This window comes from Streptomyces sp. NPDC048600 (assembly GCF_055587025.1).
This window is the reverse complement of the sequence record NZ_JBVJGZ010000017.1, coordinates 171,595-195,044: the sequence shown is the minus strand read 5'-3', so window position 1 is coordinate 195,044 and position 23,450 is coordinate 171,595. Positions and strand designations below refer to the sequence as shown.

At 71.6% G+C, this 23,450-nt stretch carries 21 protein-coding genes; 8 read left to right on the top strand and 13 right to left on the bottom strand.

What is annotated here, in order from left to right; all coding sequences use genetic code 11:
• Positions 1–615 (top strand): MFS transporter (locus tag ACZ6SQ_RS23470; RefSeq protein ID WP_469565155.1); only part of this gene is annotated, 615 nt, incomplete at its 5' end.
• 111 nt (positions 616–726) lie between these two features.
• Here the strand turns inward: ACZ6SQ_RS23470 and ACZ6SQ_RS23465 are convergent.
• A complete protein-coding gene (locus ACZ6SQ_RS23465) occupies positions 727–1,266 on the bottom strand; it encodes a MarR family winged helix-turn-helix transcriptional regulator (protein ID WP_469565153.1) in 540 nt (179 codons plus the stop codon).
• 114 nt (positions 1,267–1,380) lie between these two features.
• Between ACZ6SQ_RS23465 and ACZ6SQ_RS23460 the strand changes: the two genes are divergently transcribed.
• On the top strand, positions 1,381–2,163 hold the full coding sequence (locus tag ACZ6SQ_RS23460; RefSeq protein WP_469565151.1) for a dioxygenase family protein: 783 nt from the start codon (positions 1,381–1,383) through the stop codon (positions 2,161–2,163).
• Positions 2,164–2,238: 75 nt separating this feature from the next.
• Here the strand turns inward: ACZ6SQ_RS23460 and ACZ6SQ_RS23455 are convergent, their stop codons facing one another.
• The gene (locus ACZ6SQ_RS23455) at positions 2,239–2,757 is read right to left on the bottom strand and encodes a GNAT family N-acetyltransferase (protein WP_469565149.1); all 519 of its coding nucleotides are present in this window, start codon (positions 2,755–2,757) and stop codon (positions 2,239–2,241) included.
• 169 nt (positions 2,758–2,926) lie between these two features.
• On the opposite strand from ACZ6SQ_RS23455, the gene ACZ6SQ_RS23450 reads away from it, so the two are divergent.
• Both ACZ6SQ_RS23450 and ACZ6SQ_RS23445 read left to right on the top strand, forming a co-directional pair.
• Positions 2,927–3,925, top strand: coding sequence for a sigma-70 family RNA polymerase sigma factor (locus ACZ6SQ_RS23450; protein ID WP_389331336.1), 999 nt, complete (start codon positions 2,927–2,929; stop codon positions 3,923–3,925).
• A gap of 726 nt (positions 3,926–4,651) precedes the next feature.
• Positions 4,652–5,359 (top strand): TetR/AcrR family transcriptional regulator, encoded by a 708-nt coding sequence (locus ACZ6SQ_RS23445; RefSeq protein ID WP_469565169.1) that lies wholly within the window; start codon positions 4,652–4,654, stop codon positions 5,357–5,359.
• Positions 5,360–5,440: 81 nt separating this feature from the next.
• Here ACZ6SQ_RS23445 and ACZ6SQ_RS23440 read toward each other — a convergent pair whose 3' ends face one another.
• Positions 5,441–6,403 (bottom strand): helix-turn-helix transcriptional regulator, encoded by a 963-nt coding sequence (locus ACZ6SQ_RS23440; protein WP_386386892.1) that lies wholly within the window; start codon positions 6,401–6,403, stop codon positions 5,441–5,443.
• A gap of 62 nt (positions 6,404–6,465) precedes the next feature.
• Here ACZ6SQ_RS23440 and ACZ6SQ_RS23435 point away from each other — a divergent pair, with 62 nt between their 5' ends.
• Both ACZ6SQ_RS23435 and ACZ6SQ_RS23430 read left to right on the top strand, forming a co-directional pair.
• Positions 6,466–8,118, top strand: a complete 1,653-nt coding sequence (locus tag ACZ6SQ_RS23435; protein ID WP_469565147.1) for an MFS transporter — start codon at positions 6,466–6,468, stop codon at positions 8,116–8,118.
• A 549-nt stretch (positions 8,119–8,667) separates the two neighbouring features.
• Positions 8,668–8,925 (top strand): hypothetical protein, encoded by a 258-nt coding sequence (locus ACZ6SQ_RS23430; protein ID WP_469565144.1) that lies wholly within the window; start codon positions 8,668–8,670, stop codon positions 8,923–8,925.
• A 57-nt stretch (positions 8,926–8,982) separates the two neighbouring features.
• On the opposite strand, the gene ACZ6SQ_RS23425 is transcribed toward ACZ6SQ_RS23430, so the two are convergent.
• The 4 genes from ACZ6SQ_RS23425 to ACZ6SQ_RS23410 form a co-directional block, all read right to left on the bottom strand.
• Positions 8,983–9,726, bottom strand: coding sequence for a DUF6227 family protein (locus tag ACZ6SQ_RS23425; RefSeq protein WP_469565142.1), 744 nt, complete (start codon positions 9,724–9,726; stop codon positions 8,983–8,985).
• 187 nt (positions 9,727–9,913) lie between these two features.
• Entirely contained in the window at positions 9,914–11,128 is a 1,215-nt protein-coding gene (locus ACZ6SQ_RS23420; RefSeq protein ID WP_469565140.1) for a L,D-transpeptidase, read from the bottom strand.
• 236 nt (positions 11,129–11,364) lie between these two features.
• Positions 11,365–12,393 carry a P1 family peptidase gene (locus ACZ6SQ_RS23415; protein WP_469565138.1) on the bottom strand — a complete coding sequence of 343 codons (1,029 nt, stop codon included), beginning with the start codon at positions 12,391–12,393 and terminating at the stop codon, positions 11,365–11,367.
• A 61-nt stretch (positions 12,394–12,454) separates the two neighbouring features.
• Positions 12,455–13,696, bottom strand: a complete 1,242-nt coding sequence (locus ACZ6SQ_RS23410; RefSeq protein WP_469565136.1) for a low temperature requirement protein A — start codon at positions 13,694–13,696, stop codon at positions 12,455–12,457.
• A gap of 109 nt (positions 13,697–13,805) precedes the next feature.
• Between ACZ6SQ_RS23410 and ACZ6SQ_RS23405 the strand changes: the two genes are divergently transcribed.
• Positions 13,806–13,982, top strand: a complete 177-nt coding sequence (locus tag ACZ6SQ_RS23405; RefSeq protein ID WP_386386902.1) for a hypothetical protein — start codon at positions 13,806–13,808, stop codon at positions 13,980–13,982.
• A gap of 70 nt (positions 13,983–14,052) precedes the next feature.
• Here the strand turns inward: ACZ6SQ_RS23405 and ACZ6SQ_RS23400 are convergent, their stop codons facing one another.
• The 6 genes from ACZ6SQ_RS23400 to ACZ6SQ_RS23375 all read right to left on the bottom strand — a co-directional run bounded on the left by ACZ6SQ_RS23400 (position 14,053) and on the right by ACZ6SQ_RS23375 (position 20,283).
• Positions 14,053–14,529 (bottom strand): large conductance mechanosensitive channel protein MscL, encoded by a 477-nt coding sequence (locus ACZ6SQ_RS23400; RefSeq protein ID WP_389331313.1) that lies wholly within the window; start codon positions 14,527–14,529, stop codon positions 14,053–14,055.
• 138 nt (positions 14,530–14,667) lie between these two features.
• On the bottom strand, positions 14,668–15,255 hold the full coding sequence (locus ACZ6SQ_RS23395) for a hypothetical protein (RefSeq protein ID WP_469565133.1): 588 nt from the start codon (positions 15,253–15,255) through the stop codon (positions 14,668–14,670).
• Positions 15,256–15,526: 271 nt separating this feature from the next.
• On the bottom strand, positions 15,527–16,360 hold the full coding sequence (locus ACZ6SQ_RS23390; RefSeq protein WP_469565131.1) for an S-methyl-5'-thioadenosine phosphorylase: 834 nt from the start codon (positions 16,358–16,360) through the stop codon (positions 15,527–15,529).
• Positions 16,361–16,571: 211 nt separating this feature from the next.
• A complete protein-coding gene (locus ACZ6SQ_RS23385; RefSeq protein ID WP_469565129.1) occupies positions 16,572–16,904 on the bottom strand; it encodes an FmdB family zinc ribbon protein in 333 nt (110 codons plus the stop codon).
• A 67-nt stretch (positions 16,905–16,971) separates the two neighbouring features.
• Positions 16,972–18,264: an MFS transporter gene (locus ACZ6SQ_RS23380; protein ID WP_469565127.1), complete on the bottom strand. Its 1,293-nt coding sequence runs from the start codon at positions 18,262–18,264 to the stop codon at positions 16,972–16,974.
• A gap of 450 nt (positions 18,265–18,714) precedes the next feature.
• The gene (locus ACZ6SQ_RS23375; RefSeq protein ID WP_469565125.1) at positions 18,715–20,283 is read right to left on the bottom strand and encodes a potassium/proton antiporter; all 1,569 of its coding nucleotides are present in this window, start codon (positions 20,281–20,283) and stop codon (positions 18,715–18,717) included.
• Between the two features lie 216 nt (positions 20,284–20,499).
• On the opposite strand from ACZ6SQ_RS23375, the gene ACZ6SQ_RS23370 reads away from it, so the two are divergent.
• Positions 20,500–23,271: a penicillin acylase family protein gene (locus tag ACZ6SQ_RS23370; protein WP_469565123.1), complete on the top strand. Its 2,772-nt coding sequence runs from the start codon at positions 20,500–20,502 to the stop codon at positions 23,269–23,271.
• Positions 23,272–23,450 lie beyond the last annotated feature (179 nt).

The window sequence follows — 23,450 nt, the reverse complement described above, 5'->3', positions numbered from 1 at the left end:
TACTCGCCGGTGAAGACCGGGTTCGCGTTCCTGCCGATGATCGTGGGCATGATCACGGGTTCCACGCAGATCGGTACGCGGCTGATGACGCGGGTCGCGCCGCGGCTGCTGATGGGTCCGGGCTTCCTGGTCGCGGCGGTGGGCATGCTGCTGCTGACGCAGATGGAGATCGGGTCGTCGTACGCGGCGCTGCTGCTGCCGGCGATGCTGCTGCTGGGTCTGGGCATGGGTTCGGCGTTCATGCCGGCGATGTCGCTGGCCACGCAGGGCGTCAGGCCGCAGGACTCGGGGGTGGCGTCGGCGATGGTGAACACCAGCCAGCAGGTGGGCGGCGCGATCGGTACCGCGCTGCTGAACACGATCGCGGCGTCCGCGACGACCGCGTACGTCGCCGACCACATCGGCTCGGCGGCCGGGCGTTCGCAGCAGCAGCTGGTGCAGCTGGAGGGCATGGTCGAGGGCTACACCAGCGCGATCTGGTTCGCGGTCGGCATCCTGGTGGCCGCCGCCGTGATCGCCCTGACCCTGGTCAACGCGGGCCGGCCCGGCAGCACCCCCGTCGCCTCCGGCGAGGGCGCCGACGACGAGGTCCCGGTCCCGGTGGTCGCCCACTGACCCACCGGTCCCGACGGAGGAATCCCGCAGGGCCCGTTCGTACGGACCAGGAAGGGGACGCCTCGTCCGTACGACTCCCCGGACCTGCCCGGGCCGCGCAGAGCGAGGGCTCTAGCGCAGCCAGGGCAGGTCCGCTCCCGCGTCCGGGGGCTGAAGTCCCTCGGCGACGATCTGCATGATCTCGCCGAGGGACTTCTGCTGTTCCGGGGTGAGCCGGTCGAACAGGGCCTGCCGTACGGCGGTGACATGGCCGGGCGCGGTGCGGCGCAGCACCTCGTACCCGTCGTCGGTGAGCACGGCGAACTGGCCGCGCTTGTCGGAGTCGCAGTTCTCCCGGCGCACCCAGCCGTTCTTCTCCAGCCGCGCGACGGCGTGCGAGAGCCGGGACCGGGTGATCTTCGCGTCCATGGCCAGCTCGGTCATCCGCAGCCGCCGCTCAGGGGCGTCGCCGAGCCGTACGAGCAGGCCGTAGTAGATGTGCGGCATGCCCGCGTCGCGCTGGAGCTGGCGGTCGAGGTGGTCCTCCAGCAGGGTGGTGGCATGGAGGTAGGAGCGCCAGACGCGCTGCTCCTCGGCGGTGAGCCAGTGGGGCTCGCCGAAGGGCGTGCGATCGGCCGCGGCTGCGCCGGTGGGTGCGGGTGCCGTGTTCATGGGTCCACTCTACGGCCGTAGTCCTTGAAGTTTAAACAAGACTGGCCTAGCCTCGTACCGAGAGGAAGCTTTAAAGTTCAAGCGTCAGTCAGGCCTCCGGAGGGAGTCGTCGTCATGTCCGCCACCCAGGAGCGCATGCCCGCCCTGTACCTGTCCCACGGGGCCCCGCCGCTCGCGGACGACCCCGTCTGGCCCGGCCAGCTCGCCGCCTGGTCCGCCGGACTGCCCCGGCCGAAGGCGGTCCTCATGGTCTCCGCGCACTGGGAGGAGGCCCCACTGGCGCTCGGCTCGGTGGAGACCGTGCCGCTGGTCTACGACTTCTGGGGCTTCCCCGAGCACTACTACCGCGTCCGCTACGACGCCCCGGGCGCGCCCGAACTGGCCGATTCCGTACGCAAGCTGCTGCGCGCCCCCGGTATGCCGGTGCAGGACATCCCCGACCGCGGGCTCGACCACGGGGCCTATGTGCCGCTCGTGGAGATGTACCCGGAGGCCGACATCCCGGTCCTCCAGATCTCCATGCCGACCCTCGACCCCGTGCGGCTGATGGAGATCGGCCGCAGGCTCGCCCCGCTGCGCGACGAGGGCGTGCTCATCGTCGGCTCCGGCTTCTTCACGCACAACCTCGCCGCGCTCCGGCACACCGGCGTTCCCGGCTGGTCGGCCGAGTTCGACGACTGGGGGCGGCACGCGCTGGAGGCGGTCGACGTGGACGCGCTGCTCGACTTCACGGCCAAGTCCCCCGCCGGACGGCTCGCCCATCCGCGTACCGAGCACTTCGCCCCGCTGTTCGTGACCATGGGGGCCGCCGACGCGGGCGGCGGGCTCGCGGAACAGAAGTCGGTGATCGACGGGTTCTGGATGGGACTGGCCAAGCGGTCCGTGCAGTTCGGCTGAGTTCCGTGCGGTTCGGATGAGGCCGGTGGGCCTCGCGCGGGGCTCTCGGACGAGACTCGTGACCCCCGCGCGGGGCTACAGCTCCTTCTCGTACCAGGCCACGTCCCAGTAGCGGCCGAACTTGCGGCCCACCTCGCGGTACGTGCCCACGTGCCGGAAGCCGAAGCGCTCGTGCAGCCGTACCGAGGCCTCGTTGGGCTGGGCGATGCTCGCGTACGCGCGGTGCACGTCCTCGCCCGCGAGGGCCTCGAACAGCGCCTTGTACAGCAGCGTGCCGATGCCACGCCCGCCCGCGTGCGGAGCGACGTAGACCGTGACCTCCACCGAGGTCGCGTAGGCCGGCTTCGCGCGGAACGGGCTCGACGTGGCGTAGCCGAGGACGTCCCGGGTACCGGCGTCCAGAGCAACCTTCAGGCGGTACGGGCCGTCTTCAGGGTGGGAGAGCAGCCACGGGCGGCGCTCCCGAGCGGTGAAGACGCCGGTGTCGAAGGTGATGGGCGTCTCGCGGACGTAATGGTTGTAGAGGTCGGTGAGAGCCTCGAGATCTTCCTCGATCCCCGCTCTGACCTGCACTTCCGACGGTTCCGACAGCATCCGACCCCCTTGTTGGCGGCACAGGGTACTGCATGATCAGAAAAATCGAGGGACGGGTTGGGAATTCTGTCCTGATTCCAGTCGTTGTTTCCATCGGATGCAGGGCACCCGACGAGAGTGATCCAGTGTCCCGACCGCCCGCTGACCCCACCATCGCAAGGGAGCACGCATGGCAACCCGTGCCGTCGCCCGTCGTAAGTCCGCCACCGGCGAGACCGCAGACGCGGCCAGCAGTGTTCGCACCCATGGCGGCGAGATCGCCGACCGCGACCTGGTCGGCATGTATCTCGACGAGATCGCGCGCACGCCGCTGCTCGACGCCGCCAAGGAGGTCGAGCTGTCGCAGACGATCGAAGCGGGTGTGTTCGCGCAGCAGGTCCTCGACGGGTACGAGGCGTCCAAGGCCGACGCCACCCGGGATGAGCTGGAGGCCCTCGTGGAGGAGGGCGAGCGCGCGAAGGACGTCTTCATCCGCTCCAACCTCCGGCTGGTCGTGGCCGTAGCCCGCCGTTACCCGCGCAGCGGCCTGCCCCTGCTGGACCTGATCCAGGAGGGCAACGCCGGACTGGTGCGCGCGGTCGAGAAGTTCGACTACCGCAAGGGCTTCAAGTTCTCGACGTACGCCACCTGGTGGATCCGTCAGGCCATCACGCGGTCCATAGCGGACCAGTCCCGCACCATCCGCCTGCCCGTCCACCTGGTGGAGGAGCTCGGCCGGATCCGGCGCGTGCAGCGCGAGTTCAACCGTGACCAGGGCCGTGAGCCGGAGCACACGGAGATCGCCGTGGAGCTCGGCACCACGCCGGAGCGCGTCGGTGACGTCCTGGACTGGGCCCGTGACCCGGTCTCGCTGAACATGTCGGTCGACGACGAGGGCGAGACCCAGTTCGGCGACCTCCTGGAGGACACCTCCGCGGTGTCGCCGGAGCAGTCGGTGCTGACCCTGCTGCGCAGCGAGGAACTGGACGGCCTCATCGGCCGCCTGGACCAGCGCACGGCCTCGATCATCAAGATGCGCTACGGCATCGACGACGGCCGGGAGCGCACGCTGACCGAGGTCGGCAAGGAGCACGGGCTGACCCGTGAGCGCATCCGCCAGATCGAGAAGCACGCGCTGCTGGAGCTGAAGAAGCTGGCCCACCAGACCGGCTTCGACGCGGCGGCCTGACGGATGCGGTGACCTGAGGGACACGGGTGACCTGACCTGACGGACACGGTGGGGCGCCGGGCGCGGCGGGGTGCCGGGTGCCCGAAGGCGGCCTGTCGTTCCGGGGGTTGCCGACCGAGGCTGCCGCAGGGGTGGCCGGGGCATGGCCCGGGAGCGGGTTTTGTCGCGGGCGACAGGGGCGTACGCCGGGTGGCGCAAGGCCGCGCAAACATGGCTGTGTTCCGTCGCTTCAACCCCTGAGGCGGCGGGAACAACCCTTCAGGGCAAGCGGGTTCGCACCCGGCGTGCGGAACGCGGCCTCCGAGGGCCTGCGCGCAGGACCGTTCCGCCTGTGCCGCGAGGCTCCGGTACGACCCGGTACGACCGCTCGTCCGCGAAGACCTTCCGTCCACGTCCCGACGCACTCCCCCCGGTGCCGGGACTTTCCCGAGCCGGGCTTCGGCGTCTCTCCCCCCCCTGAGCGCCGGGGCCCGGCTCTTTTGCCCGCCCGGCGTGAACGGCGGAAGGGTGCGGGTGCCCATACGGGCGGGGGCGGGTGCCCGCCGGCCGGACGGGCACGCGGACATGGAAGGACGGGGCACCCCGGACCTGAACCCCGGGGTGGCCCGCCGGATGGCAGATTGTGCCACATCGGCATAGCCTGCCGACGTGAGCAGTACCACCTCCGGGCAGAATCGGCCCGGTTCCTCCGCGTCCCTGACCGAGCGGCGCAAGGCCGAGACCCGCATGGACATCGCCCGCGCGGCCGCGAGGCTCTTCGTCAGCCGTGGCCTGAAGGCGACCCGTGCCGAGGACATCGCCCAGGCCGCCGGTGTCGCCCCGCGGACGTTCTACCGCTACTTCGCCTCCAAGGAGGAGGCCGTCGCGCCGCTCTACGCGGCCGGGGCGCGGCGCTGGACGGACGCCGTGCGCGAGGCCCCGGCCGGGCTGGACGTGCCGGAGGCGCTGGAGCACGCCGTACGGCACACGCTGATGCCCGGTGCCGGTGCCGGTGCCGGTGCCGGCACCGGTGCTGGGTCTGGTGCCGGAGCCGGGGTGTCGGCTGCCTCCTGGGAGTGGGCGCGCACCCTGATCCGGCTCGCGGACTCCAGCCCCGCCCTGCGCAAGGTGTGGGCGGAGGTGTGCCAGGCCTCGGAGCAGACGCTGGGCGAGGTGCTGGCGGATCGGGCCGGGGCCGGGGCCGGAGCGGGGGACGGGGCGAGCGGGAGGCCGGGTGGGTCCCGGGCGGACGGTGATGACAACGTTGCCCGGGGCGCGCAGGCAGAGGACGGCGCGGGGCAGCGGTTCCTGGCCGCCGTCGCCAGTGCCGCCGTACGGACGGCCGTGCAGGCGTGGGCGTCCGGTGACGCGCTTCCCGGGGGAGCGCGGGGGCCGGCGGCACTGGCCCTGAGGAACCTGGAGGCGCTGAAGGGGTTCGACTGGCGGCTGCGCTAGCGCGGCGCTGAGCGAGTGGTCCAGCGGCTGCGCAAGCGCGGCGCCGAGCGGGTGGTCCTGCCGCGCTCCGCCGCCGTCGGATCACCCCGCCGCGCGTGTGAGGCGGGCGCCCAACTCGCGGACGCACGCAACCAGTTCGGCGGGCTCCTGGACCGTGAAGTCATGGCCGAGCATGACGAGCCGTACGGCCAGCCACTCGACCGGATCGCCGCTCGTCCCGCGCAGTCGGCAGGTGCCGGCGTCGAGCGGCTCGGGCGGGCTCAGCCACGCGGGGAGCCGGGCTGCCACGGCCTCGGCGGGAGCGGCGAACGTGACGGCGAAGTCGTAGGACTCCTGGCGCCTGCCGATGGACTGCCGCAGATACTCCGCGGCGCTGCCCGTCGGCAGCTCCCGCGGCGCGAACCGCGCGCCCGTGGCGAAGGGTTCGCTGACCCGGTCGACGCGGAAGGTGCGCCAGTCGGCGCGGTCGAGGTCGTAGGCGACGAGGTACCAGCGGCGGCCGGTGGACACCAGCCGGTACGGCTCGGTCAGACGGCGGGACTCGATGCCGTCCTTGGCCCGGTAGGCGAAGCGCAGTCGCTCGTGGCCGGCCACCGTCGAGGCCATCACGGTGAGCGTCTCGGGTGCGATGCTCGGGCCGTCGCCGCTGGTCAGGGCAGTCGTCGCGGCCTGGAGGGTGGTCACCCGGCGGCGCAGCCGGGACGGCAGGACCTGCTCCAGCTTGGCCAGCGCGCGCACGGACGCCTCGTCGACGCCCTCGACCGCGTGCCCGGCGCCGGCCCGCAGGCCCACCGCGATGGCCACGGCCTCCTCGTCGTCGAGCACGAGCGGGGGCATCGCCTTGCCCGCGACGAGACGGTAGCCGCCGTCGGAGCCCTTGGTGGCCTGGACCGGGTAGCCGAGTTCGCGCAGCCGGTCGACATCGCGCCGGACCGTGCGCCGGGAGACGCCGAGCCGGTCGGCCAGCTCGCCGCCGGGCCATTCCCGGGGCGTCTGGAGCAGGGACAGCAACTGGAGGAGCCGTGCCGGGGTGTCCGTCGTCATGGAAAAGAGGATGCCTCGGAACTAGGACACGATCTGGCCTAATGAACCTCTAGCTTTGTCTCATGACCTCCACCGAGACCACCTCCGCACCCGCCCCGGGCAGCTCGGGCAGCCCTCAGGGGCAGCCGGAGCCGAACGACCGGCGTCGCTGGTTCGCCCTTGCCATCGTCATGACCGCGGCCTTCATGGACCTCGTCGACGTCACGATCGTCAACATCGCCATTCCGTCCATCCAGCAGGACACCGGCGCCTCCTTCAGCCACATACAGTGGATCACCGCCGGATACGCCCTGGCCTTCGCAGCCGGGCTGATCACCGGTGGACGGCTCGGTGACATCTACGGCCGCAAGCGGCTGTTCCTGCTCGGCATCGGCGGCTTCACCATCGCCTCCGCGCTGTGCGGCCTCGCGTCGAACCCGGACATGCTGGTCGCCGCGCGCATCCTCCAGGGCGGTATGGCGGCGCTGATGGTGCCCCAGGTGCTGGCGATCGTGCACGCGACCTTCCCGGCGCACGAGCGCGGCAAGGTGTTCGGCCTGTTCGGCGCGGTCGTGGGCATGGGCGCGGTGCTCGGCCCGCTGCTGGGCGCGCTGCTGACGGAGTGGAACCTCTTCGGCCTGGAGTGGCGGCCGATCTTCCTCATCAACCTGCCCGTGGGCATCGCCGGACTGCTGCTGGGCCGCGCGTTCATCACCGAGTCCCGCGCCCCGAAGGCGCTGAAGCTGGACCTGGTGGGCGTCGCGCTGGTGACCCTCGGCCTGCTGATGCTGCTCTACCCGCTCACCCGCGGCCGTGAGCTGGACTGGCCGCTGTGGGGCTACCTCTCGATGGCCGGCTCGCTCCTGGTCTTCGGCGCGCTGGTCGCCTACGAGCGGTACAAGACCGCGCGGGACGGCTCCCCGCTGATCGAACTGTCGCTGTTCCGCGTCAAGAGCTTCGCCGCGGGCATCGCCGTACAGATCGTCTTCGGTGTCGGGCTCGGCATCTTCTTCCTGGTCTGGACGCTGTACCTCCAGATCGGTCTGGGCTGGGGCCTGCTGAAGGCCGGACTCACCGGCGTGCCGTTCTCCATCGCGGTGTCGGTGGCCGCGGGGATGTCCGTGCAGAAGCTGGTGCCCCGGTTCGGGCGCAAGGTCCTCCAGGCGGGCGCGCTGGTGCTGGCGGCCGGAGTGCTGCTCTACCGGTGGGAGTCCGAGCACTTCGGGCTGGACATCACGCCCTGGCAGATGATCCCGCCGCTGGTCGTGATGGGTGCGGGCATGGGTCTGATCTTCGCCCCGCTGACCGACGCGGTGCTGTCCGAGGTCCCGCGCGAGCACGCCGGTTCGGCCTCCGGCCTCATCAACACGGTCAACCAGATGGGCAACGCCCTCGGGCTCGGCCTGGTGTCCGTCGTCTTCTTCGGGGTGATCGACGAGAAGGTGGCCCCGGCGCAGATGGGCCCGGAGTTCGTGAACGGCTTCCAGCACGCGCTGGGCTACGTCGTCGCCGTGATGGGCGCGATCTTCCTGCTGATGTTCGCGCTGCCCAAGCGGTCGGCCGAGCACGCGGAGGCGGCCGCCTTCGAAGGTGCCGAGGGTGCCGGGAGCGTCGAGGACGCCCGTGGCGTCGAGGGTGCCGGGGCCGCGCGGGGCGCGGACGAGGTGCCTGCCGGGGTCGTCGCGGGTGGCGCGCACGACCACGACCCGAAGAGCGCTTCGCGTGCGGCGAACTGAGCCGGACGAAACCTCCTGACGGCCTGCGAGCCGTCTTCCACGGGCCTCCGCCCCTCCCGCGCGACCGCGTCGCGGGACGGGGCGGAGGCCCGTTCTCACGAGAGCCGGCGGCCTGGTGACGGCGGCGGACGACATGGTCCACGGGATGCGGCAGGGCGCCGACGGCCCCTGGGGGCGGGCCGCCCCGAACGGCCGCGCCCCCGGACGGAGGAGAGGATTCCCCGCCCCTGCGCCTCCGTCACCCCAGGTGCCCCGGGTTCCCCCTTTCCCGCGTCTGTCACGCCGAGGAGCGTGATTTCCCGGCGACCCGGCCGGGAGGTACGCCGACGGCCCGGAGCGGGGGGCGTGCCGACGGCCCCGGAAGGGGGAGCGTCGACTGCCCGGAAGGAGGGCACGGGGACGGCAGCCTGCCCCTTTGAGGGCTCGTGTGCTGTTCGCTCTTTTTCGGCCAGATTCACGGCACCTGGGCAATAACAAGCCAACTGCACCACCTGCGAGATACATCACGGTCCGAGTCGAACGCCCGGAGCGTGGTGTCTACTGGGATGTATGCCTGAGCATGTCTCGATCCTCCAGTGGGCGGGGGTGGCCGTCCTCGCCGTGGGCGCCGCCGCCTGGGCGGTCGGCCTCAGCCGGGCGCTGCGCCGTGGCCGCTTCGAGGCCGCCGCACAGATGCCGGGCCCGGTCGCACTGCCCGCGCTTCCGCGTCAGCGGCAGACGGCTCCCGACCTGGAGTCGGTCGAGCTGACCCCCGCCGAACGGGACGCCTTCGCGGGCCTCGTGCGGCAGTTCGCCGAAGGTCACTGACCGCGCGGCGGATCACCGGCGTGGTTCACCGGGGCGACGCCGCGCCCCTGGCACGGATCAGGTGACCTGCGCCGCGCGCCGCTCCATCGCCTCGCGCGCGGCGTCCTCACTGCAGTACACCTCGCACATGTGCCGCCCGTCGGGCGTGGCCGTGTGTTCGGCCTCCCACAGGGACAGCTCCCTGCCGTCGCGCAGCAGGAACGCGTGCTCGTAGAGCGCGAATCCCAGCCCGATCCGCCCCGCGCGGCACGGCCGCCCGAACGCCTGGGTGATCTGGTGCGCGAACGCCGTGGCCAGCAGCGCGGCCGTCTCCGCGTCCGGCCGGTCCGGGTTCTCCGCCCGGCGCAGCAGTCGGCGCGCGTGATCCGCCGAGTCGTCGGGCACATACGCGTGCCGCGGGCCCGGCGGGGACGACAGCGGGGTGAGCGCCGGCAGCTCGAAGTCGGGGAGCGCGGGCGGCAGCGGGAGCCGGTCGGTGGCCGCGCGCAGCTCCTCCTCGTCGACGTACACCTCGTGCTGTGTGGCTCCCGACAAGGTGTTGTGCACCAGTTCCCACAGGGTGAGCGCCGAGCCGTCGGCCAGCAGCCAGGTGTGCCGGTAGGTCTCCCGGTGCAGGCCCGCGCTGTGGTGGGCGGAGTGCAGCGAACTGTCGTGCGCCAGCGCGGTGTCGAGCTGTCGTATCACGTCGTCGGGCAGTTCGAAGGAGTTCAGGGCGCGGCCGAGCAGTCGCGCGAGATGCTCCTCCGGAGACTCCGGCGACTCGTGTGGTTCGTACGCTTCCGTGTCGTACGGAACGCTCAAGGTTTCTCCCGGCGTTGCTGCATGTCACCTTGTGGGTGCATACCGTAGCCCCTCGGTCGGACATCATGTCCGGGAACCGAGAAAACGTACGTGGGGAAAACGGACGGGCCGCCGGGGAAGTTCCCGAACGGCCCGACACTCTGTCAAAACCCCCTGGCCACAGGCCATTTACCCCCAGGACACCCGGTCAGACCGCGCTGCCCGCGACCCAGTCGTCCCACGCCATGTTCCAGCCGTTGAGCCCGTTGTCCGGGGCGACCTCCTTGTCGGCGGAGTTCTTCACGATCACCACGTCCCCGATCATCGAGTTGTCGAAGAACCACTTGCCCGGCGTGTCCCCCTGCGCGCCCTGGGCGTCCTGGAGCCCCACGCAGCCGTGGCTCGTGCCCGCGCGCCCGAACGGCGGGTTGGCCTGGTCGTACCAGTAGTTGCCGTGGATGAACGTCCCCGAGCCGGTCAGCTGCATGGCGTGGGGAACGTCCTCGATGTCGTACTGCCCGGCGAAGCCGACCGTCGAGCCGTCCATCCGCATCTGCTCGGCCTTGCTGGAGATCACCATCTGGCCGTTGTAGGTGGTGTTGTCCGGGCTGCCCGCCGAGATCGGGAGCGTCTTGAGGGTGCTGCCGTCCCGGACGACCGTCATCGTCTGCGTGGAGGCGTCGACCGTGGAGATCTGGGAGCGGCCGACGGTGAAGGTGACGGTCTTCTTCTGCACGCCGTAGGCGCCGTTCGGTCCCTCCACGCCGTCCAGGTCGATCTTCATCGTGATCTTCGAGCCGGCCTTCCAGTACTCCTCGGGCCGGAAGTCCAGCCGCTGCGAGCCGAACCAGTGCCCGACGACCTTCTGCCCGCTGTCCGACGTGACCTCGATGTGCGACTGCACGGCCTTCTTGTCGCTGATCTCCTTGTCGAAGGTGAACGACACCGGCATCCCCACACCGACCGTGGTCCCCGCGTCCGGCAGATACGTGCCGATGTAGCTGTTCGCCTCCGAGACCGTCGTGAACCGGGCGTCGGCCGCGGCCGTCCGGCCCTCCCCGTTCTTCGCGCTCGCCGCTATCCGGTACGCCGTGCCGCGCTCCAGCTGCTCCTTCGGGTGCCAGCTAGTGCCGTCCGCCGACATCGCCCCCGGTACGGCCTCGCCCGACTCCGACTCGGTCATCTTCACGCTCGTCAGCGTGCCGTCGCTGACCTTCACACCGGTGGCGTTGATGGACGCGGCCGTCGAGCCGTTCTTCGCCGAGATGACGATCCGCGGCACGGCGCTCCTGGGGTCGCCGCCGCCGTTCTTGTTGTCGTCCGCGCCGGCGCTTCCGCCGCACGCGGTCAGGGTGAGCGCGCCGACCGCCAGGGCGGCGCACGCCGCGATCATGCGACGCGAGGCTATGTCCGGCGTTGCCACGGGCTGCTCCAGGTTCGTGTGTGTGATCCGCTCCAATGCGTGGGGAAAGAGGCGACCGGACGCGGGCGGGTTCCCGCGCTGTCACCCCGTGGTCCATCGGTGACACAACCAAGACAATCGGCCGTACGCGAGGGGCCGTTGGGGAATCCGTGATTCCGCGCCGGGGGCGGGGCGGGTGCGCGTGTGTTCACCGGCCGGGCACGCGCCCACCCGCCGTGGTGAAGCCGTGCCTGCCCTCAGCGGCTGCCGTACAGCTCCTCGTACGACGGCCAGGCCCCGCCCGGACCGTCCACGGACCCGGCGGCACGCACGGCCCGGACGATGGCCCGGGTCACCGTGTCGGCGCCCGCGGCGAGGATCTCGTTCAGCGCCAGCGGGCGCCCGGAGTCCAGCGGCCGCGCCCCGGTGGCCAGCGCGAACACCGTGTCGCCGTCGTTGAGCAGATGCACCGGCCGCACGGCCCGCGCGATGCCGTCGTGCGCGGTGCCCGCCAGCTTCTGCGCCTGCGCCCTCGACAGCTCCGCGTCGGTGGCTACCACCGCGAGGGTGGTGTTCAGGGGCGGCGGGGCGTTCTTCGCGGCGGCCTCGTCCAGGCGCAGCCGCGCGGCGGCGTGGACCGCGGCCGCAGGGCGCTCCAGATACCCCTCGAACAACTCCCCGTACAGCACGCCCGACTCCGGGTCCGCCGCCGAGCCCGCCGCGTTGGCCACCACCAGTGCCGCCACGGTGATCCCGGAGCCGAGCACGGTGCTCGCCGTCCCGATCCCGCCCTTGAGCAGCCCGACCGCCGCGCCCGTGCCCGCGCCCACATTCCCCTCGGCCACGCGCGCGCCGGCCTCGGCCGCAGCGGCTGCCTCGACGGCGGCCCGCCCGGTGGCGGCGTCCGGCCTGGCCCGGAAGTCGCCGCCGCGGCCCAGGTCGAAGACGCAGGCGGCGGGCACGACGGGCACGACGTGCGCCGGATCCGGGCCGACGGACACCCCGCGCCCCCGTTCCTCCAGCCAAGCCATCACGCCCGAGGCCGCGTCCAGCCCGTAGGCGCTGCCGCCGGTCAGCACGACCGCCTCGATCTTCTGCACCACGTTGCGCGGGTCGAGGGCGTCGGTCTCCTTGGTGCCGGGGCCGCCGCCCCGTACGTCGACGGCGGCGATCACCCCGCCCTCGGGCGCGAGGACGACCGTGGTGCCGGTGAGCCATCCGTCGCCGGTGCGCGTGGCATGCCCCACGCGCAGACCGGCGATGTCCGTCAGAGCGTCGACTGTCATGTGATCCAGTCTTGCCCGGACCGGGGCCGCGCAAGGCCGTTCTCGTGTGAAGGCGTGCCGTTCAGGCCACCGGCGCGGTCGCTCTCGACCTGCCGCCGCCCGGTGCCGACGTGCGGCTCGTCAGGGCGATGCCGGCCGCCACCGCCAGCGCCGACACCAGGCCCGCGGCGAACACGGCCCAGTCGCCGAGGAAGGTGCAGCAGATGACGGCCAGAGCCGTGGCGGGCAGTACCACCTGCTGGGCGATGCCCGCCTTGAAGTGCCGGGAGTGCAGCGCCCACACGGTGAGCAGATACAGCGCGGTGGGCAGGGTCACGGCGGCGGAGGCGGCCAGGGTGGAGATGTGCGCCTTGCCGACCGTCTGCTCGACGGCCACCTCCAGGCCCGCGCCGATGGCCGCCGCGGAGGCGAAGATCAGGTAGTGGCCGTAGCCCCACAGGAACGCCTGCCGGTTGGAGCGCAGATGGCCGTGGATGGGCACCGCGAAGTAGATCCACCAGGCGGAGAAGACGATCAGCAGGCCGCCCGTCGCGATCGGCACCAGGTCGGCGAGGGCGTCGTGCTCGTCCACGCCGGTCTTCACGGCGACCGTGGCCGCCGCGACGGTCTCGCCGAGCACGATGATGGTGAACAGCCCGTACCGCTCGGCGATGTGGTGCGGGTGCCAGGCGGTCCCCGCGCCGCGCTCCGCGAGGACCGGCACGCACAGCTCGGCGACGGCCATCACCAGGAACACCCAGGGCCTTGCGCCCTCCGGGAAGAACAGCAGCCCCAGCCAGCCGACCTGGCAGAGCAGCACACCGACCGCGTAGCGCACGGCCACGGTTCTCTCCGCGCCCCGGGCCGAGCGCGCGGCCCGCAGCCACTGCGCCGCCATGGCGATGCGCATGATGGCGTAGCCCAGCCAGACGGCCAGGAAGTCGTGGTCCTCGAACGCCCGCGAGACACCGGCCGCGAGCACCAGCACACCGGCGATCTGGACGAGGGTGACCACCCGGTAGAGCACGTCGTCGTTGTCGTACGCCGAGGCGAACCAGGTGAAGTTCATCCAGGCCCACCAGATGGCGAAGAAGACCATCGCGTAGTTCATGATCCCCTCGCCCACATGGTTCTCGGCGAGGGCGTGCACCAGCTGGGCGCCCGCCTGGGCGATGGCGACGACGAAACACAGGTCGAAGAAGAGTTCCAGCGGGGAGGCGACCCGGTGGGCCTCGTCACGGCCCCGAGCGGTCAGTCTGCGCAGCGGCCGGCCGGCGGTGGGCGGTCCGGAGTGCGCCGCCGGCGGAGTCGGACTGGATGTCATGTCTCCCAGCACAGCAGATACCGGCCGGAAAATCTTGTGGATGGTTTCACAAGCGAACAAGGGACGTCGGGGCGCGGGGACACCGCCGACGGCCCCGTACGCTGGAGGCATGAGCACCGCATCCGCCCCCGAGCCGCGCGATCCGAAGTCCGCGCTGAACTTCGACGACCCGCTGTCCCAGCAGTCCTCGGACGACACGGACCGCGGATGGGGCGAGCGGCCGTCCGGCGACAGCGCCGACGACCTCAGGCGCTTCCTGGACGAGAAGCCGCCGCACCACCTCTGAGCAGCCCACCGGGGCACAGGCCGGGCAGCCCGGGAAGACCGTGCCCCCGGGGCCGCCCTCGGCCCCGCCGTCAGCTCTCGCTGTGGCCCGAGCCCCGCTGTGCGACCAGCGCGTCGCGGATCTCCTTCAGCACCTCCAGCTCGGTCACCTCGATGAGCTCGTGGGTGCCCTCCTTGGCCTTGCGCTGGGCCTCCACCCGGGCCAGGTACTTCGCCATCGGCAGCACCATGAGGAAGTAGACCACCGCCGCGGTGATCACGAAGCTCAGCGTCGCCCCGAGCACCGAGCCCCACAGGATCGTCACGCCGCTGGTGACCGTCCCGTCGGCCGCGACCACGCAGGGGCCCTTGAGGCAGGACCTGTAGCTGTCGAGGTTCTTGGTGCCGATCGCTCCGACCAGCGGGTTGATGACACCCCTCACCACCGAGTTGACGATGTTGGTGAAGGCGGCACCGATGACCACCGCGACTGCCAGATCGATGACGTTTCCGCGCGTCAGGAAGGCCTTGAAGCCCGCCCAGACGCCCGGATCCTTCTTCTCGCTCACTTCGGAGCCTCTCCTCGTGCACACAGGTTGTGGAACAAGCCGCTCCGCAACCTACGTCAGGGTGAGGCCAAGCTGTCCAATGCTGTCGCTCGAAAGGGCGACTTGACAGCGTTTCAGGCAGAGAAGGACGCATTTCGTTCAGCACAGCGTCACCGCCAGCCGTGCCGTGGCGCTCGCTCCGGCCAGCCGTGCCGCCACGGGGCGGGGCACGGCGAGCACGACCAGCGCCCCGCTGTCCGTCCCGCCGTCCGCGGTCCCGGCGAGCGGCTCGGGCACCTCGGTGACCAGCGCGCCGCGGGCGATCACCTTCGCCTCGCCGCCCGCCACCGTCTCCTGGGCGGCGATGACGTCGACACGGTCGCCGGGGCGCAGCAGCCGCACCGTGGCCGCGTCGGCGATGCGTACCGGCGCGCTCACCGGCCGGACCGGAGCCCTGCGGTCCGGGGCCCGGACCGGAGCGGGATGGCCACGGGTCTGCTCACCCCGGTGCGGACCGGCCCCGGCGTGCGGCCCGGCGGCCACGAGCGCGGCCGCCGTCACCGCGAGCCCGGCCGCGAGGGCGCGCCTGCGGTGCCGGAGGAGCCGGCCCAGTCGATACCGCCCGCCGCGTACGCGGACGGGTGCGAAGTGCGGCACCTCGCAGGTGGCCGGGGCGTCGCTGCCCGGCGGATGCGCGGAGGAGTAAGGGGAGTAAGGGGATGACGGGGGAGGGGACACGTGAGTCATGGGAACCACCACCTGCGACAGGAATCGGTGTGCGGTCCCCACGATGGGCCTTCGCCGCGACGTCCGTCGGAGCCGGTGGACGCACGGCCGCCTGTGGACAACTCCCTCACCCGAACGGGGCGTTCCACCGGCCACCCGCTCCAGACACCAGACACCAGACACCAGACACCGGGCCCCGGGCCAGTCACGATCCCCAGGCCACCCACCTCAGGCGCGGCGCCTCGGGCCGGCAGCCCAACCCCCGCCTGAGCCGACGCGAACCTCACCCCACCTACGGCAGCGCGAACCCCGGATCCATCCCGCCCAGCGCGTTCACGCACAGACAGTCCCGCTCGTCGTTCGCGGGCAGCGCGGCGACCGCGTCGAACAGCACACCCCGCAGCCGGTCCACGTTCTCCGCGAACACCCGCAGCACGTCGTCGTGCGAGACGCCCTCCCCGCTCTCCGCGCCCGCGTCCAGGTCGGTGACCAGGGTGAGCGAGGAGTAGCAGAGTTCGAGTTCCCGGGCGAGCGCGGCCTCCGGGTGGCCGGTCATGCCGACGACCGACCAGCCCTGCGCCTGGTGCCAGAGCGATTCGGCGCGGGTCGAGAAGCGGGGCCCCTCGATGACGACCAGCGTGCCGCCGTCCACCGGCTCCCAGTCGCGGCCGCGCGCGGCCTTCAGCGCGGCCGTGCGGCCGGCGGGGCAGTACGGGTCGGCCAGCGACACATGCACCACGTTCGGCACCGTGCCGTCGGGAAGCGGGAGCCCGTCGAAGTACGTCCCGACCCGCGACTTGGTGCGGTCCACCAGCTGGTCCGGAACGAGCAGCGTGCCCGGCCCGTACTCCGGGCGCAGCCCGCCCACCGCGCACGGGCCGAGGACCTGGCGCACGCCGACGGAGCGCAGTGCCCACAGGTTGGCCCGGTAGTTGATCCGGTGCGGCGGCAGATGGTGGCCGCGGCCGTGCCGGGGCAGGAACGCGACCCGCCGGCCCGCGATCTCGCCGAGGAAGAGAGAGTCGCTCGGCGGCCCGTACGGCGTGTCCACCTGGATCTCGGTCACGTCGTCCAGGAACGAGTAGAAGCCGGAGCCGCCGATTACACCGATGTCTGCGTTCGCCATGACGAGCACGGTAACTCGCGCGGCCTGCACCCGAGCGCCCGGCACCGGAATCACCGAGGACCCCCCGGAACCCCGAGGACCCGCCCCCGGAACCCCAAGAACCCGGAGGACCCCGAGAATCCGGCAGCGGAAACCCGGCGCACCCGCCCCGCCCCCGGAAACGCCGAGGACCCTGTCGTCGTACGACGACAGGGTCCCGCGCGCGGATGCGTCAGGCGGCGGAGGTGCCCGCCGAGCTCGTCGAGCCCGAGGACTTGGAGTCCGAGGACGACGAGGAGGACGCGGAAGACGTCGAGGAAGCCGTGGAAGCGGGCGTCGAGGACGACGACGACTTCGACGACGACGCCGGCGAGCTGCTCGACGAGGAGCCGCGGCTGTCGTTGCGGTAGAAGCCGGAGCCCTTGAAGACGATGCCGACCGCGGAGAACACCTTCTTGAGGCGACCGTTGCAGTCGGGGCACTCGGTCAGGGCGTCGTCGGTGAACTTCTGCACCGCCTCGAGGCCCTCGCCGCACTCGGTGCACTGGTACTGGTACGTCGGCACTGTCTTCCTCCTGGCACTCTCACTCGATGAGTGCTAACGACGATCCATAGTGACGTATTCCGGGGATTCAGTCCACCGTCACCGGCACGCGGTGACCGACGCCACGCGCGACGGTGATGCCGCGGGGACGTGCGACGAGGTGCGCACGCAGGGCGAGGACGGTCGCGAGGGCCAGCGCGGTGCCGCCCATCGGCACGAGGAATCCTGCACCGGTCCAGAAGCGGTCCTCCAGCTGACCGGCCACGGTGACCGCGGCCGCCTGGCCGAGCGCCACGGCGCCCGTCAGCCAGGTGAAGGCCTCGGTGCGGGCGCCGGCCGGGACCAGGCTCTCCACCAGCGTGTAGCCGGTGATCAGCGCGGGCGCGATGCACATGCCGACCAGCAGGCCGAGCCCGGCGAGCACCAGCACGGAGTGCGCGGCCCACAGGCCGGACGCGACGAGCGCGAGCGCGGCGTAGCCGACGACCAGGCGCTGCCGGGGCGCGGCCTTCCAGGCGATGGCGCCGCAGGCGATGCCGGAGATCATGTTGCCCGCGGCGAAGGTCCCGTACAGGACGCCGTTCAGGCCGGGCTCGCCGATGGACTCGGTGAAGGCCGCGAGGGAGACCTGCATGCCGCCGAAGACCGAGCCGATGCCGAGGAAGGCCACGATCAGGACGCGCACGCCGGGGATACGCAGCGCGGACTCGTGATGCACGCGCGCGTGCCCGTCGGCGGCGACCCGGGGCTGGGTGCTCTTCTGCGCGGCGAACAGCAGACCGCCCAGCAGGGTCAGCGAGGCCTCGGTCACCAGGCCCGCGGCCGGGTCCACGGCCGTGCACAGGGCCGTCGCCAGCAGCGGGCCGACGACGAAGGTGAACTCGTCCGTGACCGACTCGAAGGCGGCGGCCGTCGACATCAGGGGCGACCCCTGGAGCTTCACGCCCCAGCGGGCACGGACCATCGGCCCGACCTGGGGGACGGAGGCGCCGGTGGGGACGGCGGCGACGAACAGGGCCCACAGAGGCGCGTGGGCGAGCGCGAGCGCGGTGAAGGTCAGGCCCGACGCCGCGTGCACCAGGACACCGGGGAGCAGTACGGCACGCTGTCCGTGGCGGTCGGCGAGACGGCCGCTGAGGGGCGCGAACAGGGCCATGGACACGCCGGTGACGGCCGCGGCGGCGCCCGCCGCCCCGTACGAGCCGGTCGTGTGCTGGACGAGCAGCACGATCGAGATGGTCAGCATCGCGAACGGCTGGCGGGCGGCGAAGCCGGGGAGCAGGAACGTCCAGGCGCCGCGGGTGCGCAGCAGTTGCCCGTATCCGGGGCGGGAGGGTGCCGGCGAGTTCTGCGACGGCTCGGTGGTGACCGTGGACGCCACGGCCGTGCCTTTCTGCCGCCTGGTAGCGCCGCCCCTGAGGGTGGGGGGCGACGCCGAGAGCTGTCCTCTTGCGCGGAACTGCGGTAGATACCGGCGCCCCACCGAGAGGAAGGCGTCGCGGCCGCCATACGGTCGCGCCAGCTCTGCGTCAGGCAGAGTTGGTTCGATCAAGTCTTCCTTCATCCTACAGGGGTCTACGCGCGTCACATCTGTGAAAGTGGGCACCGTAGCGGCATGGGCCTGTGATCAAAAGCGGTGTGAGCGGTACGAAACATGCCATTAACGGCGCGCGCTCCCGGGGCGGAGGGGCAGCGTCAGCGGTTCCCCCGCTCCCGGGGCGGAGCGGAAGCGTCGGCGACTCTCGTGCTCCCGGAGCGGAAGCGCCAGTGGCTCCCGCGCTCCCGGGTGCAGCGGAAGCGCCGACGGATCCCCGCTTCCCGAGCGGCAGCGTCAGTGGCTCCCGTGCTCCCGCCCGCCCGTCCCCAGCCACCCGGCCAGCTTGCCGCCCTGGCCCACCGCGCGCAGTCGGTGCTCGGCGGCGTCGCGCACCGGGTCGGTGGCGACGACGAGCAGTTCGTCGCCGCGCCGCAGCACGGTCGAGGGCAGCGGCACGAACGACTTTTCGTCGCGGACGACGAGCGTGACGGCGGCGCCGGCCGGCAGCCGGAGCTCGCTGACCTCCACGCCGTGCATCTTGGAACCCTCGGGGATCGACACCGACAGCAGATGCCCGCGCAGCCGCTCCAGGGGCGCGGACTCGATGCCGAGGTCGGTGGCGCCGGCCCCGTTGCCCAGGCGCAGGGCGCGGGCCAGCCAGGGCAGGGTGGGGCCCTGGATCAGGGTGTAGACGACGACCAGCACGAAGACGATGTTGAACAGACTGCGGCTGCCCTCGACGCCGCTCACCATGGGGATCGTCGCCAGGATGATGGGCACGGCGCCGCGCAGCCCGGCCCAGGACATCAGCGCCTGCTCCGGCCAGGGCACCCGGAAGGGCAGCAGGCAGAGCACGACGCTGAGCGGCCGGGCCACCATGGTCAGCACCAGGCCGATGACCAGGGCGGGCCAGATGTCGTCGCCGAGCTCGTGCGGGGTGACGAGCAGGCCGAGCAGGACGAACATGCCGATCTGCGCGATCCAGCCCAGTCCCTCGGCGAAGCCGCGGGTGGCGGGCCAGTGGGGCAGCCGGGCGTTGCCCATCACCATCGCCGCGAGATAGACGGCGAGGAAGCCGCTGCCGTGCGCCAGGGCGCCGGCGGCGTACGCGGTCACGGCGATGGCCACCACGGCGATCGGGTAGAGGCCGGAGGCGGGCAGGGCCACGTGCCGCAGCGCCCAGGCGCCCAGCCAGCCCACCGCGAGGCCGATGGCCGCGCCGATGGCCAGCTCCAGGAGGATCTCGAGGATCAGCACGTACCAGTGCTCGACCGGGCCCGCGGTGGAGAAGGCGACGACCAGGATGACGACCGGGGCGTCGTTGAAGCCGGACTCGGCCTCCAGGGTGCCGCTCACGCGCGCGGGCAGGGGGATCCTGCGCAGGACGGAGAACACCGCCGCCGCGTCGGTCGAGGAGACGACCGCGCCGATGATCAGGGCCTGGCGCCACTCCAGCCCGATCAGATAGTGCGCGCCCGCGGCGGTGACGCCGACACTCACCGCGACCCCGGCCAGCGCCAGCGCCGTGGCGACCGGCATGACCGGTTTGATCTCCGTCCACTTCGTGCCGAGACCGCCCTCGGCCAGGATCACGACCAGGGCCGCGTACCCGATGACCTGGGTGAGCACGGCGTCGTCGAAGTGGATGTCGCCGACCCCGTCCTGGCCCATCAGGACGCCGATGCCGACGTAGATGAGCAGGCTGGGGAGCCCGCTGCGCGAGGAGAGCCGGACCGCGGCCACGGCGACGAGCAGGACGAGCGAGCAGACGAGCAGGAGCTGGTTGAGGTCGTGGACTGTCAGTGGGCGTTCCCTTCCCTGGCTCACGGGGGCAATCACGCGCGCGTGAACGCTGATGTCCATCGGACACGAGATCAAGGAATCCCGCATCCAACTACTTCGTTACCTTACCTAACTCTTGACGCTTTCTTGACGCTCGACCGGGCAAGATCGAACATCCGTCCGCGCGGCTTCCCGACTCCGGGTCCAGTGGCGCGGGGCCCTGCGCCTATGGTTGCTCCAGCGCTCATTCGAAGTCACAGCCCGCCTGCCGCTCGCGTTAGGACAGCAAGGACAGCGATGCCCCCCAACACCACCGCCTCAACGGGTCACAAGCCCGCCAAGTCCGGCCGGAAGAAGGGGCGCAAAGCCCGACTTTTCGTGCTTGTGCTGGTGCTGGCTCTCGTCGGCGGCGTCGCCTACGGCTCGTACTGGTCCATCAGCACCGTGCGGGCCAGCTTCCCGCAGACCGAGGGCACGATCACGCTCGAGGGCCTTTCGGGCCCCGTCGACGTCAAGCGTGACGGCAACGGCATCCCGCAGATCTACGCGTCCTCCGAGGAGGACCTGTTCATGGCGCAGGGCTTCGTGCAGGCGCAGGACCGGTTCTACGAGATGGACGTGCGGCGGCATCTGACCTCGGGCCGGCTGTCCGAGATGTTCGGCGAGGGACAGGTCGAGAACGACGAGTTCCTGCGCACCCTGGGCTGGGACCGGGTGGCGAAGAAGGAGTACGACAGCGTGCTGTCCGACTCCACCAAGAAGTACCTCCAGGCGTACTCCAAGGGCGTCAACGCCTATCTGAAGGGCAAGCAGGGCGAGGACATCTCCCTGGAGTACGCGGCCCTCGGCTTCGCCAACGAGTACGAGCCCGCCGAGTGGACCCCGGTCGACTCGGTCGCCTGGCTCAAGGCGATGGCGTGGGACCTGCGCGGCAACATGCAGGACGAGATCGACCGCGCCCTGATGACCAGCCGTCTCGGCCCCAAGCAGATCAAGGACCTGTACCCGGCCTACCCCTACGCCCGCCACAAGGCGATCGTCCAGGAGGGCAGCTACGACGAGTCCACCGAGACCTTCGACGGTGACGGTGGCGAGAGCGAGGGCGAGGGCGGCGGCTCCGGAGCCGACCCCGGCGCGTCCGGCGACTCCGGCGCCTCCGCGGACGGCGAGGCCCTCCAGACCCAGCTCTCGGGCCTCTACGAAGTGCTGGAGGACCTCCCCGAGGCCGTCGGCGTGAACGGCAACGGCATCGGCTCGAACTCCTGGGTCGTGGGCGGCGCCCACACGATCACCGGCAAGCCCCTGCTCGCCAACGACCCGCACCTGTCGGCCTCGCTGCCGTCCGTCTGGTACCAGATGGGCCTGCACTGCCGCACGGTCTCGGACAAGTGCGGGTTCGACGTCAGCGGCTACACCTTCGCGGGCCTGCCCGGTGTGATCATCGGCCACAACAAGGACATCGCCTGGGGCATGACCAACTCCGGTGTGGACGTCACCGACCTCTACCTGGAGAAGCTCACCGGCGACGGCTACCAGGTCGACGGCAAGGTCAAGCCCTTCAGGACGCGCGAGGAGACCATCGAGGTCGCCGGCGGCGAGTCCAAGACCATCGTCGTGCGCGAGACCGACAACGGCCCGCTGCTGTCCGACCGCGACGACGAGCTCGTCAAGGCCGGCCGCAAGGCCGGCGTCGACACCTCCGCCCCCGACCGCGGCGACGGCTACGGCATCGCCCTGCGCTGGACCGCGCTGGACGCCGGCACCTCCATGGACGCCGTGTTCGCGATGGACCGGGCGGCCGACTGGGACGACTTCCGCGCCGCGGCCGCGCTGTTCGACGTGCCCTCGCAGAACCTGGTCTACGCCGACACCAAGGACCACATCGGCTACACCCTCCCCGGCAAGATCCCCACGCGCGCGCAGGGCCACGACGGCTCCGTCCCCGCGCCCGGCTGGGACTCCGGCTACCGATGGAAGGGCTTCATCGACCAGGACGAGCTGCCCTACGAGTTCGACCCCGCCCGCGGCTACATCGCCACCGCCAACCAGGCCGTGGTGAACAAGGGCGACTACCCGTACACCCTCACCACCGACTGGGGCTACGGCACCCGCAGCCAGCGCATCAACGACCTCATCGAGTCGAAGATCAAGGGCGGCGGCAAGGTCTCCACCGACGACATGCGGCAGATGCAGCTGGACAACAGCAGCGAGATCGCCAAGCTGCTCGTCCCGATGCTGCTGAAGATCGACATCGACGACCCGGACGTCCGCCAGGCGCAGAAGCTCCTGGAGGGCTGGGACTACACCCAGGATGCCGACTCGGCGGCCGCCGCGTACTTCAACTCGACCTGGCGCAACATCCTGAAGCTCGCCTTCGGCAACAAGCTCCCCAAGGAGCTGCGCGCCAAGGGCCAGTGCCTGTGGGTGAAGCCGACCGACACCACCGGACCGGCCGACGAGAACCGCTCGGTGCGTGAGTGCGGCCAGCGCGACGCCGACCAGGCCCAGCCGGACGGCGGCGACCGCTGGTTCGAGGTCGTGCGCAACCTGGTGAAGGACGAGGACAGCGACTGGTGGTCCACGCCCGAGGTCGGTACGCGCGAGGGCGCGAGCAACCGTGACGAGCTGTTCGAACGCGCCCTGATCGACGCCCGCTGGGAGCTGACCGCCAAGCTCGGCAAGGACATCGACACCTGGAGCTGGGGCCGGCTGCACCGCCTGTTCCTGAAGAACCAGACGCTCGGCACCGAAGGCCCCGGCTTCCTCCAGTACATGCTCAACCGCGGTCCGTGGAAGCTCGGCGGCGGCGAGGCCACGGTCAACGCCACCGGCTGGAACGCCGCCGGCGGCTACGGCGTCGTCTGGGTGCCCTCGATGCGCATGGTGGTGAACCTCGCCGACCTCGACAAGTCGCGCTGGATCAACCTCACCGGCGCCTCCGGGCACGCCTACAACGCCCACTACACCGACCAGACGGACAAGTGGGCCGAGGGCGAGCTGCTGCCCTGGGCGTTCACCGAGAAGGCGGTCGAGGAGAAGACGAGCGACACCCTGACCCTCGAGCCCTGACCTCGCCCGGCGCCGCCCCTCGCGGTCGGCCACGGACGCGGGGGAGGGGGGGGAGGGGGGGGGGGGGGGGGGGGGGGGGTGGGGGGGGGGGGGGGGGGGAGGGGGTAGGGGGGGAGGGGGGGGGGGGCGACGGTGCACCGGCCGTGGAGCGCGGACACCGGGTGGGGCTCGCCCCGGCC